The sequence below is a fragment of the Candidatus Fonsibacter ubiquis genome, from assembly GCF_002688585.1.
Lineage (GTDB): Bacteria > Pseudomonadota > Alphaproteobacteria > Pelagibacterales > Pelagibacteraceae > Fontibacterium > Fontibacterium commune.
Genome location: NZ_CP024034.1, coordinates 955,205 through 971,498, shown reverse-complemented (window position 1 = coordinate 971,498; position 16,294 = coordinate 955,205). Strand labels below are relative to the sequence as shown.

18 protein-coding genes and 1 tRNA gene are annotated in these 16,294 nt (G+C 29.4%); 16 read left to right on the top strand and 3 right to left on the bottom strand.

The window, feature by feature from the left end; genetic code table 11:
• The first annotated feature begins 54 nt into the window (after positions 1–54).
• Complete coding sequence (locus CR143_RS05265; RefSeq protein ID WP_099340779.1) at positions 55–771, top strand: TVP38/TMEM64 family protein; 717 nt, start codon at positions 55–57, stop codon at positions 769–771.
• Positions 768–1,712, top strand: a complete 945-nt coding sequence (locus CR143_RS05260) for a nucleoside recognition protein (protein ID WP_099340778.1) — start codon at positions 768–770, stop codon at positions 1,710–1,712. Before CR143_RS05265 ends, CR143_RS05260 begins: the two co-directional genes overlap by 4 nt.
• On the opposite strand, the gene CR143_RS05255 is transcribed toward CR143_RS05260, so the two are convergent.
• Positions 1,702–2,904, bottom strand: coding sequence for an MFS transporter (locus CR143_RS05255; RefSeq protein ID WP_099340777.1), 1,203 nt, complete (start codon positions 2,902–2,904; stop codon positions 1,702–1,704). The genes CR143_RS05260 and CR143_RS05255 overlap by 11 nt on opposite strands.
• A gap of 69 nt (positions 2,905–2,973) precedes the next feature.
• Here CR143_RS05255 and CR143_RS05250 point away from each other — a divergent pair.
• From CR143_RS05250 to phoB, 9 genes are all read left to right on the top strand, one after another.
• A tRNA-Arg gene (locus CR143_RS05250) sits at positions 2,974–3,050 on the top strand.
• Between the two features lie 57 nt (positions 3,051–3,107).
• Complete coding sequence (locus CR143_RS05245; protein WP_099340776.1) at positions 3,108–3,560, top strand: DoxX family protein; 453 nt, start codon at positions 3,108–3,110, stop codon at positions 3,558–3,560.
• A gap of 148 nt (positions 3,561–3,708) precedes the next feature.
• Entirely contained in the window at positions 3,709–4,908 is a 1,200-nt protein-coding gene (locus tag CR143_RS05240; protein ID WP_099340775.1) for a sensor histidine kinase, read from the top strand.
• 132 nt (positions 4,909–5,040) lie between these two features.
• Complete coding sequence (locus tag CR143_RS05235; RefSeq protein WP_169696845.1) at positions 5,041–6,045, top strand: substrate-binding domain-containing protein; 1,005 nt, start codon at positions 5,041–5,043, stop codon at positions 6,043–6,045.
• A gap of 97 nt (positions 6,046–6,142) precedes the next feature.
• Positions 6,143–7,528, top strand: a complete 1,386-nt coding sequence (gene pstC, locus CR143_RS05230) for a phosphate ABC transporter permease subunit PstC (protein WP_099340774.1) — start codon at positions 6,143–6,145, stop codon at positions 7,526–7,528.
• A complete protein-coding gene (gene pstA / locus CR143_RS05225) occupies positions 7,521–8,792 on the top strand; it encodes a phosphate ABC transporter permease PstA (RefSeq protein WP_099340773.1) in 1,272 nt (423 codons plus the stop codon). Before pstC ends, pstA begins: the two co-directional genes overlap by 8 nt.
• Position 8,793: 1 nt before the next feature.
• Positions 8,794–9,561, top strand: coding sequence for a phosphate ABC transporter ATP-binding protein PstB (pstB, locus tag CR143_RS05220; protein WP_099340772.1), 768 nt, complete (start codon positions 8,794–8,796; stop codon positions 9,559–9,561).
• A complete protein-coding gene (gene phoU / locus CR143_RS05215) occupies positions 9,562–10,263 on the top strand; it encodes a phosphate signaling complex protein PhoU (protein ID WP_099340771.1) in 702 nt (233 codons plus the stop codon).
• A 1-nt stretch (position 10,264) separates the two neighbouring features.
• Positions 10,265–10,948 (top strand): phosphate regulon transcriptional regulator PhoB, encoded by a 684-nt coding sequence (phoB, locus tag CR143_RS05210; protein WP_099340770.1) that lies wholly within the window; start codon positions 10,265–10,267, stop codon positions 10,946–10,948.
• Between the two features lies 1 nt (position 10,949).
• Here phoB and CR143_RS05205 read toward each other — a convergent pair whose 3' ends face one another.
• Positions 10,950–11,465, bottom strand: coding sequence for a GcrA family cell cycle regulator (locus CR143_RS05205; protein WP_099340769.1), 516 nt, complete (start codon positions 11,463–11,465; stop codon positions 10,950–10,952).
• A gap of 145 nt (positions 11,466–11,610) precedes the next feature.
• On the opposite strand from CR143_RS05205, the gene CR143_RS05200 reads away from it, so the two are divergent.
• Genes CR143_RS05200 through CR143_RS05185 form a run of 4 tightly spaced genes read left to right on the top strand, consistent with a single transcriptional unit; the run spans position 11,611 to position 15,222 of the window.
• Entirely contained in the window at positions 11,611–12,420 is an 810-nt protein-coding gene (locus CR143_RS05200; protein WP_099340768.1) for an ABC transporter permease, read from the top strand.
• A 5-nt stretch (positions 12,421–12,425) separates the two neighbouring features.
• A complete protein-coding gene (locus tag CR143_RS05195; protein ID WP_099340767.1) occupies positions 12,426–13,589 on the top strand; it encodes an aspartate aminotransferase family protein in 1,164 nt (387 codons plus the stop codon).
• A 2-nt stretch (positions 13,590–13,591) separates the two neighbouring features.
• Positions 13,592–14,521 carry an ornithine carbamoyltransferase gene (argF, locus tag CR143_RS05190; protein WP_099340766.1) on the top strand — a complete coding sequence of 310 codons (930 nt, stop codon included), beginning with the start codon at positions 13,592–13,594 and terminating at the stop codon, positions 14,519–14,521.
• Positions 14,518–15,222: a sugar phosphate nucleotidyltransferase gene (locus CR143_RS05185; protein WP_099340765.1), complete on the top strand. Its 705-nt coding sequence runs from the start codon at positions 14,518–14,520 to the stop codon at positions 15,220–15,222. The genes argF and CR143_RS05185 overlap by 4 nt, the downstream gene beginning before the upstream one ends.
• On the opposite strand, the gene gpmA is transcribed toward CR143_RS05185, so the two are convergent.
• The gene (gene gpmA, locus CR143_RS05180; RefSeq protein ID WP_099340764.1) at positions 15,215–15,934 is read right to left on the bottom strand and encodes a 2,3-diphosphoglycerate-dependent phosphoglycerate mutase; all 720 of its coding nucleotides are present in this window, start codon (positions 15,932–15,934) and stop codon (positions 15,215–15,217) included. The two genes, CR143_RS05185 and gpmA, sit on opposite strands and share 8 nt — an antisense overlap.
• 33 nt (positions 15,935–15,967) lie before the next feature.
• Here gpmA and cutA point away from each other — a divergent pair, with 33 nt between their 5' ends.
• Entirely contained in the window at positions 15,968–16,288 is a 321-nt protein-coding gene (gene cutA / locus CR143_RS05175; protein ID WP_099340763.1) for a divalent-cation tolerance protein CutA, read from the top strand.
• The last annotated feature ends 6 nt before the right edge of the window (positions 16,289–16,294 follow it).

Sequence of the window (16,294 nt, the reverse complement as noted above, 5' to 3'; positions counted from 1 at the left end):
AAGTAAATTGTTAAATCATGTACAGTAAAAGTTTTTATTTAATAAGTTTTAAAAATGACGCAATTATCAAAGCTTAAAATTATTTTAGGATTAATTTATCTTTTAATTGTAGCTTTCGTTACATACTTATTTTTTTATTATGAAATTTACAATTATGTAAGTTCTGATTTTATAAAGAATGATCGAAAAGTAATTATTACTTTTATTGAAAAAAATATTTTTACTTACTCTTTTTTATTTTTTTTATTTTCTTCTATTTGGTTTTTTTTACTTGGTTTCGGTTTTCCACTTGTAATTGCGGCGGGTTTTCTTTTTGGTTCGTTTTTAGGATCAGTGCTATTACTCATGGGTTTTGCTATCGGCTCAACAGCTTTATATATTTTTGCAAATCATTATTTCAAAGATTTAGTATTTAAGTATTTTTCAAGTAAATATAAAAGTTTAGATAGTCACTTTAAAAATAATGATTTTGCATATTTATTATTTTTAAGACTAGTTCCAGGTATCCCATCGCAAGCAGGAACACTGATTCCAATATTATTTAATATGAAACTTAAAAAAATATTTCTTTCAAATATTTTTGGAGTAGCGCCTAGTATTTTTATTTCTGTGAGTTTAGTCTCTGGAATTAGTTCTAAAATTGAGGAGGGGGCACAATTTAATTTAGATTTACTCTCGGATCCAAAAGTCTCAGTGCCCTTAACAGCTCTCGGTGTAATGGTTTTAGTGGTTAATTTTATAAAGCAGAAATTTTTTAAGAGTAAAATTTGAATACATTTTTTAAAAATAGTTTTTTAGACATTAAAGACATTTGTTTACCTTTATATAAAATATTAATTCCTTTTATTTTCATCATCAAAATTTTAGAAGAGATTGGAATTGTAAAAGTTATTTCAAATTTCTTTGAGCCCATTGTTCAATTAATGGGTCTACCTGCTGAGTTTGGTATTATTTGGGTCACAGCTATTATTGTAAATGTTTATGCTGCCATTATTTTATTTATCAATATTGTACCAACTTTAGATTTAACAGTTGCACAAGTTACAGTTTTAACTTTAATTATTTTAATTGCTCATAACATTTTAATTGAAAGTGCAATTTCAAGAGCTGCTGGAGTATCATTTTTTTATGCATCGTTTTTACGAATTGGGATTGCTTTTTTAGCAGGATTTATTCTTAATAAAATTTATTTTCATATAGGATATCTACAGGAAAAGTTTAGTTTAGTTTTGGAGCAGAGAACAATTGCAACAGATTATTATTCTTGGTTCTTAGGGCAAATTGAAAACCTTATTTATATATTTTTTATAATTTGTATTTTAGTTTTCTCGTTAAATATCTTAAAAAAAATTGGTGTTGAGCAATTTATAAAAAAAATCCTTGAAAACCCATTAAAGCTTATGGGCATAAGGTCTGGTGCTATTAATATAATTATTGTCGGTTTAACCATTGGTCTTCAATTTGGAGGCGGATTATTAATAAAGGAGGCAAAATCCGGTACTATTGATAAGCAGAGTATTTTACTTTCCTTGTCTTTATTAAATTTAATTCATGCAATTATTGAAGATACAATTTTAATGATGATTATTGGTGGACATATTTCAGGAGTTTTATTTTTTAGAATTATATTTTGTTTAATAATCGTTTTTTTAATTCTTTATTTATATAAAAAATTTAGTGGATTATTTAAATTTGTCTTTGTTAAGATTTAAATTTAGAGGCGCAAAAAGTAGCTATTAATCCTGCTATTCCTAAAAAAGAAAATGCTAAAATCCAATTTGTATTTTCTCCAATAGGTTCATGATTATTTGTAATATCAATAATAAATCCAAAAATAGCTGGAGTTGCCGATCCAAATCCAATTCCTAAAATTGAACGATAAGCAATAGTTCGGCCAACACAAAACTTTGGAGTACTTTCTGTTAAAGCTGCTGTTAATACACCAGAGTCTCCAATTGCAAAAAAACTATAAAGAATAGAAATGATAATAATAAAAAATATATTTAACTCTATTGTCCATCCAATTAAAAAAGATAATCCTGCACTTAGCAAAGAAAAAGACACTAATATTTTTTTTCTACCTAAGCTATCAGACAAATAACCTGCAATAACAGATGAAAAGACTCCTGATAAATGTATGGAAAAACCAATTAGAATACCCACGCTCAAAGCAGTCATAGACATCTTATTTACGATAATGATGCTTAAAAATACTGGCAGCCAAGACCAAAGCCCAAATAATTCTACAGCATGCGCTGTATATCCTGTTATTAAAAATTTTGTTTTTTTATTTTGATTTAGTAAAAATTTTTTATTTGATTGTGGAAATAAATATTTTTTAAAACAATCTTTATAAACTGCAATTAAAAGAAAAACCGCTCCTATTAGACTAATTAAAGAAGCACTTAAAAAACTAATTTTATATCCATAATTTGTTGTGACAATATAACTAAGCGTTAAAGATAAAGCATATCCAAATGATTGACTACCAAGCATAATTCCCATTGCTGTGCCTTTATTTTTTGATTTAAATTTTTCAGAAATTAAAAGTATAGAAGGCCCGTATATCCCTCCCTGCGCAAATCCTATAAAAAAGTTAATAATAGTCGCGCTCCAAAAATCTTTAGCAATTAAAAAAAATATAAAACTAGATAAAAAATTTATAATTAAATGAATGACTAGAATTCTATTTGAATTATAAAAATCAGAGCAGTAAGAGCTTATAAATAATGCTGCCGCAAAACCTATGACAAGTGAGGTTTGAATAAAACCTGCTTCTGTTGCGGATAATTTCCACAAGTCAATCAATTGCGTGATTGATCCTACGTACATGAAAAAAGTCAAAGCAGACAATACTCTGCCAATTGCAATAAATTTTAACCAACTCCAATTATTTGTTTGCATGAATAAAAGCCTATGATTATTTAATTAAAAAAATAAAATAAGATATCAAATTATTTTCTTTTCGCATAAGCGCCCGTAGTTCAATTGGATAGAATGCCAGACTACGAATCTGGAGGTTGGAAGTTCGACTCTTTCCGGGCGCACCAATCAATAGGTTATTTAACTTTGATATAAATAGGTTAATTTGATAAGAATTATCGACTATGAGAGTAAGTAGAAATTCAAAATACATAATTCCCTATTTGGAAAAATTTTATGAAGTGACTTCATACTATTCTTATTCACTCATTCGATTCGTAGCTGGCGCCATGATGGTGCCGCACGGATATAGTAAACTATTTGTTAATTTGAATGGCACAGTTGATTTTTTTAAAAGTGTTCAATTAGAGCCTGCTTACCCATTAGCAATCTATATTGGTATTTTAGAATTTTTTGGCGGAATATTTTTAGCATTAGGTTTTTTAACTCGATTTGTTGCAATTCAACTTATTGGTTTATTAGCAGTTGCAACTTTTTATATTCATTTAAAAAATGGCTTTCTCTGGATTAAAGGTGGATATGAGTATCCATTATTTTGGCTAGTCGTCATGATTGCAATATTTTTTAAAGGCGGAGACAGAGTTTCAATAGATAATTCTCTACCAAAAGAATTTTAATTTGTGTTTAGATATTTATATAATCTTCCTTTAAACCAAGCAGTCATTGCATTTTTAATTTTTATTGCAGTTATAATTTTATTAATCAGTTTGTGTGTTTAATTTATTTTTCAGCAAATAATTATTATTTAAAAGGCCATAAAGAAATATGATAAAAATATTATCAATTCTTGGCTTTACCAGTAGTTTTATATTATTTTATTTTGAAGCAATTCAAATTGAAGCACTAGTATTAATTAATATTTTTTTTGCAATTATTTTTTTTTATAAAACAGAGAATAATAGACCAAATAACATACCAATAATTTCTGGTTCAAAAAAAGAATTAAGCAAAGACGATTTGCAAAAAATTTTTATTGATGAATTAGAAGATATAATAATAATTTTAAATAAATTTAATATTATTGTTTATAATAATAAAGTAGCCATAGAAAACTTTGGTGCTGATTTAGAAGGCAAACACATTGGTAGCGAAATAAGAATTCCTGAATTACTAGAAGCAATTGATCAAATTAAAATTGATAAAAAACAAAAGAAATTAGAAGTCGAGTTAAATATACCGCTATTCAAATTTTATAAAGTCAGTCTTGCCATAATAAAATCTGATCAAATTTTAATTTTAATTAGAGATTTTACTGAAATGAGAAAAAGCCATAATATGCGTTCTGACTTTATTGCAAATGCCAGTCATGAATTAAGAACACCATTGGTATCATTAAAAGGATTTCTCGAGACTATTTCCGACTCAGCAAAAGATGATCCATTATCTCAAAAGAAATTTATAAATATAATGAAAGAGGAAGCAGGAAAAATGGAAAGATTATTAGATGATCTAATGTCTTTAAGTAGAATTGAGTTACAAGAACATATTCGCCCAAAAGATAAGGTTAATATAATAGAATTAATTGAAAATATTATTTTATTAAATTCAAATAAGGCTAAGGAAAAAAATATAATTATAAAATTTAAAATTAATGATAATGAAAAATTTGTTATTGGTGATAAAGAAAAATTATCTGCTGTTTTTCTAAATCTTTTAGATAATGCAATAAAATATAGTCATAATTCATCAATAGTTGAAATTAGAAATTCTGATAAGAAACCAATTTTTAATAATTATACTTCGATTTCTGTAATTGATAATGGAGTTGGAATAGCACAAGAGGACATTCACCGAGTTACTGAAAGATTTTTTAGGGCTGAAAATATAAAAAAATTAAAAATTAGCGGCACAGGGCTTGGGCTTGCCATAGTAAAACACATTGTTAATCAGCATAGAGGTGAATTTAAAATATACAGCAATTTGAATAAAGGCAGTGAATTTGAGGTGCAACTACCTCTTGCTTAAAGTTATAGTTGAAAAATATTAGATTTTTCAATCAAAAAGTTAGTTTTGTCACAAAACTGTAACCTAAATGTAATAATAAAATCATTTAAATAAACTACTTCCTTAATCAATTAAACAATTAAGGAAAATAAAATGATTAAAAACAAAATAATAATTCTCTCAGCTTTTGTGATGATGATTACTTCATATGCAAATGCAAGAGATCAAATAAAAATAGTTGGATCTTCAACCGTATATCCCTACACAACAGTAGTTGCAGAAAGATTTGGAAAGCAAGGAAAATTTAAAACACCAGTAGTTGAAAGCACAGGTACAGGCGGTGGCTTTAAATCTTTTTGTGGCGGCGTAGGCGTGCAACATCCTGATATGACAGGAGCATCTAGAGCAATTAAAAAAGATGAAATGGAACTTTGTGTTAAAAATGGTGTCACAGAAATTATTGAGCTACCTATCGGTAACGATGGTTTAACACTTGCTCATTCAATCAAAGGTAAAGATGCTAATTTTACAAAAGCTCAACTATGGAAAGCAATTGCACATGATGTAGTGATTGATGGTAAGCTTGTTAAAAATCCATATAAAAATTGGAATGAGATTGATAAATCCTTACCAGCTATAAAAATTGAAATTTTAGTTGCTCCACCAACATCTGGAACACGTGATGCGTGGGATGATTTGATAATGAGCAAGGGTTGTGACGAAGCTTTTAAAAAATTAACAGATCCAAAAAATTGTACAAAATACAGAGAGGATGCTGCTGTAATTGAAGCTGGCGAGAATGATACGTTAATCGTTCAAAAACTTGGCTCTTCTCCGAATGCTTTTGGTTATTTTGGATACAGTTACCTTGCTGCAAACAAAGATAAAATTAAGGCTGCAAAAATAGATGGAATTGCACCAACAATTGAAGGAATACAAAAGTATACTTATCCTGTCGCGAGGCCATTATTTTTGTATGCCAAAAAAGCTCACGCTACTGTAATTCCTGGATTTAGAGAATTCTTGGCTGAATACACAGGAAAAACAGCAGTTGGTGCAACGGGTTATCTTTTTAAAGTTGGTTTAGTTCCAAATGCTAAAGAAACAGAGGAAAAAGTTAGAGATGTTGCAACTAATTTAGTAGCGATGAAGAACTAAATTTTAGTTAATTAATTGAACTTGGAGCCGAAATTAATTTTTCGGCTCTAGGTTAAAAAAAGTTAAGGTTAAAGTTAAAAGAGAAAAAAAAGTTTATATGAATTTAGTTATTTTAACCTTAATAGTAATTTTTAGCTTTTCTTGTTATTTCTTTGGAAAATCAAAGATTTTAAATACCTCAAAAGTTAGTGGAAAAAAGTTTCATTCTTTGCCAGAATATTATGGCTACTATCTTGCAGCTTGGTGTGGAATTCCAGCTTTAATTATATTATTTTTTTGGTCTTTTTCAGAGTTATTCTTAGTTAAAATTTTTATATTAGCAGATTTTAAAATTGATCCTTTATTGGATGAAAATAAATTAAATTTAATATTTTCTGAAATTAAAGCAATTGCTGAAAAAAAATTTACAGGACCTATTCCTGAAAATTTAATTCCTTATTCTGAAAAATTTTTAAGTATAAATAGAATCTTAGAATTATCTAAATTAGCAGTTATTTTAAGTGCAATAATATTTTCATTAACTTTTGGATATTTACAAATTTTAAAAAATATAAAGGCAAGAGAAAGTATAGAGCAAGTAATAAAAGTTTTAATGTTTTTTTGTGCAGCGATTGCAGTATTTACAACTCTTGGAATTGTACTTTCTTTACTTTTTGAGAGTATTAAGTTTTTTACATCTGTTTCTATTTTTGACTTTATTACAGGTACAAACTGGGCTCCCGGACGTGCATTTGTTAGAGATGCATCTGTTCAGACTGCAGATGTTGAGAATGTTTTTGGTGCAGTACCATTATTTTGGGGAACTTTTTTTATTGCAATGATTGCAATGTCGGTTGCGGTTCCAATTGGATTATTTTCAGGAATATACATGGCTGAGTACTCTTCAAGAAAATTAAGAAAAATTATTAAACCACTAATAGAAATTTTAGCTGGAATTCCAACCGTAGTTTACGGGTTCTTTGCAGCACTTACTGTTGGTCCTTTTTTTAGACTTATTGGAGAAAATTTTGGCCTAGACGTTTCCTCAGAAAGTGCACTTGCAGCAGGTGTTGTAATGGGAATTATGATAATCCCTTATGTATCCTCATTAACTGATGATGTTATCAATGCAGTTCCAAAGTCCTTAAGGGAAGGATCTTTAGCAATCGGTGCAACAAAATCTGAGACGATAAAAAAAGTTGTTTTACCAGCAGCACTGCCAGGAATCGTTGGCTCTATATTGCTTGCAATCTCAAGGGCCATTGGAGAGACAATGATTGTAGTTATGGCAGCTGGTCTTGCAGCAAATTTAACCTTTAATCCTCTTGAGGCATCAACTACAATTACTACTCAAATTGTAACAATTTTAATTGGTGATCAATCTTTTAACAATCCAAAAACCCAGGCAGCCTTTGCTCTTGGAATTACATTATTTTTTTTCACACTAATAATAAATATTATCGCACTTAATATTGTTAAAAAATTTAGGGAGAAGTATGAATAACATTCAAAAAGAAGTGCTTCTTAAAAAACGTTACAACGCTGAAAAAAGATTTAAATTATATGGAATTTTATCAATATTTTTAGCAATTTCGTTTTTATTTATATTAATTTTTAATATTTTTAGCAAAGGCTCCGGTGCTTTTTTAAAAACAGAAATATTATTAAATGTAAACTTTGACCAAAAAAAATTAGGACTAAATAATAATTCTTCTGAGAAAGAAATTAGGGAAACTAGTTTTGATGAAATTTTAAAGGATGCTTTACTTGCTCTTGCTCCATCTGCCCCTGAATTAAAGCAAGCTGAATTAATAGATATTGTCAGTATTGATGCAGAACTTGAGATTAAAAAGTTTTTTTTAAACAATAGAGATGTTTTAAATAAAAGTTATGAAGTTTCTCTAACACTTTCTGATGATCTAGATCAGGTTTATAAGGGTAACTTTCCAAGGGATATTCCCGAGGACAGAAGGAGATTTTCAGATTTTCAACTAAAAATTTATGATGAATTAATTTCAAATAATAAGATTGTTTCAAAACTTAATTGGTCTTTTTTAACTAATGCAGATTCAAGAGAGCCAGAACTTGCTGGAGTGGCATCCTCATTGGTTGGGTCCTTTTTTACATTATTCGTATGTTTGCTTTTATCCTTCCCACTTGGAATTTTAGCGGCAATCTATTTAGAAGAATTTGCTCCTAAAAATAAGATAACTGAAATCATAGAGGTAAATGTTAATAATCTTGCAGCAGTTCCATCAATTGTATTTGGACTTTTGGGCCTTGGAGTATTTTTAAATTATTTTTATTTGCCAAGATCAACTCCATTAGTTGGAGGGATGGTGCTTGCTTTAATGACATTACCTAGAATAATTATTCCATGCCGCGCAGCTTTAAAAGCGGTTCCCCCATCAATTAGGGAGGGAGCACTTGCTCTTGGCGCCTCTAAGGTACAGACAGTGATGCATAATGTTGTGCCGCTTGCAATGCCAGGCACCTTATCTGGAACAATTATTGGCCTTAGTCAGGCTCTTGGAGAAACAGCTCCTTTACTTTTAATAGGAATGGTTGCTTTTATTAACGTTGTCCCTTCAACTCCACTAGACCCTTCAGCGGTATTGCCCGTTCAAGTTTACTTATGGTCAGAATCTGCAGAAAGAGGTTTTGTTGAAAAAACTTCAGCAACAATAATTATTTTGATATTCTTTTTGATAATAATGAACTCTTTTGCAATTTATTTAAGAAATAAATTTGAGAAAAAATGGTCATAGAATGAATAACGATAAAATTAAAATCTCAACTAGAAATTTAAATGTTTATTATGGAGCAAAACAGGCTCTCTTTAATATTAATTTGGACTTGATGGAAAAAAAAGTAACAGCATTAATTGGTCCCTCTGGTTGCGGAAAATCTACTTTTATACGTTGTCTTAATCGAATGAATGATGTGATTGATATTTGCAAAGTAGATGGGTCAATAAAAGTTGATGGAAGCGAAATAAATGAAAAAAATGTAGATGTTAATAAAATTCGAGAAAGAATAGGCATGGTATTTCAAAAACCAAATCCATTTCCAAAAAGTATATATGATAATATTGCATACGGCCCAAGAATTCATGGGCTAGCAGAAAGTCAGAATGTACTAGATGAGATTGTAGAGAATAGTTTAAAAAAGGCAGCCTTATGGGAAGAAGTTAAAGATCGATTAAATCAGCCAGGAACAAGTTTATCTGGAGGTCAACAACAAAGACTTTGTATAGCAAGAGCAATATCAATTAACCCTGAAGTTATTTTAATGGATGAACCTTGTTCAGCGTTAGATCCAATAGCAACTGCAAAAATTGAAGAATTAATTGATGAATTAAAAAAATCTTATACAATCGTTATAGTGACTCATTCTATGTCTCAAGCAGCTCGAGTTTCGCAAAATACAGGATTTTTTCATTTAGGTAAATTAATGGAATTTAACTTAACTGAAAAAATTTTTAAAAACCCAGATAATAAAATGACCCAAGATTACATAACAGGAAGGTTTGGTTAAATGACAGAGCACATTGTAAAATCATATGAAGGGCAGCTGCAAGAGTTAACAAATACAATTGTTAAAATGGGTGGATTGGCAGAAGGCCAATTTTCTAATTCAATGATTGCACTTCTAAAAAGAGATCAAGATCTTGCCGATAAAGTTTCTGGTAAAGATTTTTTAATGAATGAGTTTGATATAAAAATTGAAAATTTGGTAATTAACCTAATCGCCCTAAGACAGCCTATGGGGATTGATCTTCGAGAAACTGTGTCTTCAATGAGAATTTCATCTGAATTAGAAAGAATAGGAGATCTTTCAAAAAATATTGCAAAAAGAGTTAGGCATTTAAATTTCGATGTCCCTAATGAAATAGCTGATAGCTTTAGAAGAGCTGCAAATGTAGTTCAAAAAAATTTAAAAGATGTTTTAGATTCATATTCCAAAAGAACAAAAGATACGGCATTTAGGGTCTGGAATAGTGATTTAGAGGTGGATCAACTCGTAAATTTTGTAATGGATGAATTAATTAAATTTATGAAGGCTAATAAAAATAATTTAGAGATTTCTACACACTTACTCTTTGCAGCAAAACATATTGAAAGAATTGGAGATCACGTAACAAATATTTGTGAAAACGTTTACTTTTTAATAACAGGCGATCAAATAAAAGGAACAAGATCAAAAAAAGGAGATAAGTCTGCTTCATTAAATAAGTAGTATGGGAGCAAATATTTTTATTGTTGAAGATGAAAAGCCAATTATTACACTTCTTCAATACAATCTTGAAAAAGAAGGTTATAAAGTAAACTTTTCCGAAACTGGCGAAGAAGGAATTCAAAGCATAAAAAAAAATGTACCTGATCTAGTTATTTTAGATTGGATGTTACCTGATTTTTCCGGGATAGAAGTTTGCAAACAAATTAAAAAAATTAATAAATTAAAAAATATTCCAGTAATTATGCTTACAGCTAAAAGTGAAGAGGAGGATAAGGTTCGTGGTTTTGAGTCAGGTGTAGATGATTATGTTACAAAACCTTTTAGTTACAAAGAAATTTTATTAAGAGTTAAATCTTTGCTAAAGAGAACAAAACCTACTCTTGTAGAGGACATTTCAATTTTTCACGATTTAAAAGTTGATCGAATTACTAAAAGAATATTTAGGGGAGATAAGGAAATAAAAGTTGGGCCAACCGAATTTAGATTATTAGATTTTTTAATAAAAAGCCCAAAAAGAGTTTATTCAAGAGAGCAGCTATTAAATAATATTTGGGGTAATGAAATTAACGTAGAAGCTAGAACGGTAGATGTACATATTCGTAGACTTAGAAAAGCAATTAATATTGAAGGTTTGCCAGAGCTTATTAGAACTGTAAGGTCTTCTGGGTATTCTTTAGATATTTAAATTAAGCAGACTTAATTTTCTTTTCAAAAAACTCTGGAAGCTCTTCTGTTACTTTTGTATTCTTATCCTCTTCTTCATTTTTCCAACCTTTAGGTTGGTAAGCATGAAGAACGTGTAATTTACAATAAACTCTTTCTTCCATGGGATTTCTTCCGCAGAAGTAAAAATTAGCTTCATCAGGATGACCGATTGGCCATCTACAAGTTTTTTCGTTTAAATTTTCTAAGCTTGTTGGATTTTCAGGTTCAAAATCTTTTTCAATTACAATAGCTCTAAGACCTCGAGGTTTTCTTAATCTTTTTAATGGAACACTATTTTTGTGATGAAATTTATTTTCACTTTTTTGAATATAAATATTTCTAGAATGAGATCTGCTAGCAAGTCCTAAGCGGTGTGACTTTCCAATAACAGCATTTCTTGAAATTCCATCGCCAAGCATTGCAGCGATTTGACTTGCAGTATGCCCTTCGTTCCAAAGTTTTTTTAACTGCTCAGTTTTTTCTGGTGTCCATCCCATAAAGACGTGTTAAATACTATATGTAGTCTAAGCTAAAGTAAATTATACCATATATAGGTTAAAAAAGTGCAGAAGAATCAGTGATTTATTTAATTTACATAAATTTATCCACATTTATCTGTATATTTTAATAATACTTAAAAATATGAACGCAATTAAAGATTATAAAATTAGAGTTCCTAAGGCGATGTCCATAAATTGGATTGGTTTTTACACGCTCTATAAAAAAGAAATTTTAAGATTTTTAAATGTTTGGATACAAACAGTATTTTCTCCAATAGTTACTCTTGTACTTTTCTTAGCAGTTTTCACTGTGGCTCTAGGCCTAAATAGAAACAATGTTTTAGGTCATGATTACGGTGTATTTATATTACCGGGCCTTATCTGTATGCAGATATTGCAAAATGCTTTTGCAAATACTTCTTCTTCATTAATGATCGCTAAGATACAGGGAAATATTGTTGACATATTATATCCACCGTTAAGCGCAATGGAGGTAACATGTGCGATGTTGCTCGGCGCAATAACTAGAGGATTAATTATTGGATTATTTTCAATTTTAGTAATGATACCTTTTGCTCATATCCCGATTTATAACATCTTTATAATTATTTTATTTGCGTTACTTGGATCTTCAATGCTTGCATGTTTAGGATTTATTACAGGTTTGTGGGCACAAAAGTTTGATAATATGGCAACAATTACAAATTTTATTGTTGTTCCCCTATCTTTTTTGTCAGGTACTTTTTATTCTATACAAAATTTACATTCAGTATTTTATTTCATTAGTCATGTTAACCCTTTCTTTTATGCCATTGACGGATTTAGATATGGTTTTCTAGGCCAAGCTGATGGATCAGTTATATTAGGATTTTTTTATTTAACATTTATCAATTTAGCTTTATGGGTAATATGTTATATCCTTTTTAAAAAAGGCTATAGAATTAAAAGCTAATTTTCATGAGTTCAATATTAGGCACATATAAAAGGAGAGATGTTTCTTTTTCTGAAGGAAAGGGAGTTTACCTTACTTCAACTGCAGGTGAGAAATATTTAGATTTTGTATCGGGCATCGCAGTAAATTCATTGGGCCACTGTCATCCTTATTTAGTAGAAGCTATAAAAAAACAATCTGAGAAGTTGTGGCATGTATCAAATGTTTTTACAATTCCGGAACAGGAGAGATTAGCTAAAAGATTAACGGATAATAGTTTTGCAGATTTTGTTATTTTTGTAAATTCTGGAGCAGAGGCAACAGAGGCAAGTATAAAAGTGGCAAGAAAATATTTTTTTGAAATTGGCCAACCTGAAAGAAACAGAATTATTACTTTTGAAGGAGCCTTTCATGGAAGAACTTTAGCTGCATTATTTGCAGCCAATAATAAAGAGCATACTCTAGGATTTGGGCCTAGAGTGGATGGTTTTGATCAAGTTCCATTTGGTGATCATGAGGCTTTAAAAAAAGCCATTACAAAAAATACCGCCGCAATCATGCTTGAAACAGTTCAAGGCGAGGGTGGAGTTAGAGTTGTTCCGGATTATTGTCTAAAGCCTTTAAGAAAACTTTGTGATGATAGTGGAATTTTACTTATTTTAGATGAGGTTCAGTGTGGAATTGGAAGAACTGGAAAACTATTTGCATTTGAATGGGCAAATGTTGATCCAGATATTGTTCCTATCGCAAAAGGAATTGGTGGAGGTTTTCCTATAGGCGCATGTTTAGTAAATAAAAAAGTTGCAATTGGAATGAAACCTGGAACACACGGAAGTACTTTTGGAGGAAACCCTTTAGCAATGAGCATTGGTAATGCTGTGTTGGATATAATTTTAAAAAAAGGATTTTTAGAAAATGTTCAAGAAGTTGGTAATTATTTTGAAAAGGAATTAAAAGAGCTGCAAAAAAAATATAGTAATGTCATTGAACAGGTCAGAGGGATTGGTCTTTTAAGAGGAATTAAGTTAAAAATAGATAATAATAAGTTTTTAGATCATTTATTTCAAAATAAGATGCTAGCAGTTAAAGCTGGCGATAACGTTGTAAGATTATTACCCCCACTTATTGTTGAAAAAAAGGATATTGATAAAGCGATAAGAATAATCGCAAAAACTTGCTCTGAATTTTAATTATGAAACATTTTTTAGACTTAAGTTTGATTGAAAAAAAAGAATTAAGACAGATTGTTGAAAATTCTAAGACAAGAAAAAAGAATAGAAACAACAAAGGTAAAGTTCTAGTTGATAAAGATAATCCTTTAGAGGGAAAAATGTTACTTATGGTTTTTGAAAAACCATCAACAAGAACAAGACTTTCTTTCGATTTAGCAATGAGACAGTTAGGTGGTCAAACAATTGTTATTAATTCAGAAAATTTGCATGTGGGTATTGGTGGTGAGACCATCGAGGACACTGCAAGAATATTCTCTGTTTTTTCTGATATTATTATGCTTAGAACTTTTGAACATAATACTTTATTAAAATTTTCTAAACTTTTAACCGTTCCAATTATTAATGGGTTAACCAATGATAGTCATCCTTGTCAGATTTTAAGTGACGTTATGACTTTTGAAGAAATCAAAGGATCTATTGTAGGCAAAAAAATTGCTTGGGTTGGTGACGGTAATAACGTTACTAACTCTTTAATAGAAGCTGCTGCACAATTTGATTTTGAATTAAAAATTGCTTGTCCAAAAGGTTACATGCCTTCTAAAAAAGTTATAGCTTGGGCCAAAAAGAAAAAGGCAGATTTTGAAATATTACACGATGCAAAAGATGCAGCAGTTAATGCAGACTGTATTATGACGGATAAATGGATTTCCATGGGAGATAAGGGAAATTTAAGTAAAAAAAGAAAAGCTTTTAAACACTTTCAAGTTAATGAGAAATTAATGAAAGTTGCAAAGAAAGATGCAATTTTTATGCATGATTTACCTGCACAAAGAGGAGAAGAGGTAAGTGCTGGAGTGATTGATGGCAAACAATCAGTTGTTTGGCAGCAAGCTGAAAATAGACTGCACTGTCAAAAAGGAATTATTGAGTGGTGCCTAAAAGGTAAATGATTGAAAGAGCAATCGTTTTAGCTGCAGGCTTTGGAAAAAGAGTTCTTCCCCTTACTAATACTACGCCAAAACCACTACTAAAAATTAATAATGTAAGCTTACTTGCAAACACTTTAAATTTTCTAAAAAAATTTGGAGTTAAAAATTTTGCAATTAATACTCATCACCTTGGTGAACAAATAGAAAATTTTGCAGAAACTAATAAAGGTATTTACGATATTAAAATTTTTAAAGAAAAAGAAATCTTAGGGACAGGAGGCGGCATTAGAAATGCTTTATCATTTTTTTTAGACAAACCATTTATCTCTATTAATAGCGATACTATTTGGTCTGATGAATATTTATCACCTCTAAAAAATTTATATAAAAATTTTACTAAATTTAACGCAAATTCAGGTCTTTTAATGATTAAAAGAGAAAATAGTTTCGATGAAACTTTAAAGGGAGATTTTACCATAAAATCAAATCCTTTTTTGTTTAGACAAGCTGGCGATACTAATAATTTAATTTTTACAGGCTGTCAGATTATTAATCCTATTTTATTAAAAGATAAAAAGAATGAAAATTTTTCAATTCAACCTGTTTGGGATGAAGCAATTGTTGATAAGAAAATGGTTGGCGAAGTTGCACAAAATATATTTTATCACGTAACTGACTTAAATATTTACGAGAAGTTAAAAAAGTTAGATCTTATTAGTTAATTAAGATTTTTTTGGCTCGTTTTTGATCTAAATATAAATACTTTGATAAACTCATATCATCTTTAAATATAATATGAATTGGATTTCCTGTTGGAATTTCAAGTTCAATAATTGAGCTGTCTGTAATATTAAATATTTTTTTACAAAGAGATCTTAAGCTATTTCCATGAGCTGAGATAATTATATTTTTTTCTTTTTTTAAAACTGGCAAAATATTTTTTTCATAATAAGGAATAACTCTTTTAAAAGTATCCTTAAGGGACTCTGTGTCAGGAATTAAATTTTGATTAATATTTTTATAAATTGGGTAATGAATAGGGTGATTAGGATTGCTTTTATCCATGGGTGGAGGAGGGATATCATAACTTCTTCGCCAAATTTTTACTTGTTGTTCACCGTGTTTTTTTGCTGTTTCTTCCTTATTGAGCCCTTGTAAAGCTCCATAGTGTCTTTCATTTAATTCCCAAGCTTTAAATATATTTTTAATACTTAAATTAAGTTTTTTGTTTATTTCTTCCAGTGTTAAAATCGCTCTTTTTTGAAAAGAAGTGAAAGCAAAATTAAAATCAAGTTTGAGGTTTTTAATTAAAGAACCTGCTTGTTTAGCTTCCTCTACTCCTTGTTTAGTAAGTTCAGCGTCATACCATCCTGTAAATCTGTTTTCTAAATTCCATTGACTTTGACCGTGTCTTACTAAAATTAAATTATACATTTTTTATTTTTTAAATTGTGATACTAAAAAATTATGAGTGATTATAAATTATTTTATATGACTTGTAAGAATAAAGTTGAAGCAAATAAAATCGCTTATGCTCTAGTAAAAAAAGATCTAGTTGCCTGTGCAAATATTATCCCAAATATAAAATCTTATTTTAAATGGAATAATAAAGAAGTTAACATTATAAAAGAAAGCGTTCTTATTGGAAAAACCGTAAAAAAAAATATTAATAAAATTATTTTATATGTAAAAAAAATTAGCTCCTACGATTGTCCGTGCGTTGTCTTTGTAGATATTAAGAACGGTAATAAAGATTTTTTAAGTTGGATTAAAAGCTCTACCAAATAAAATTAT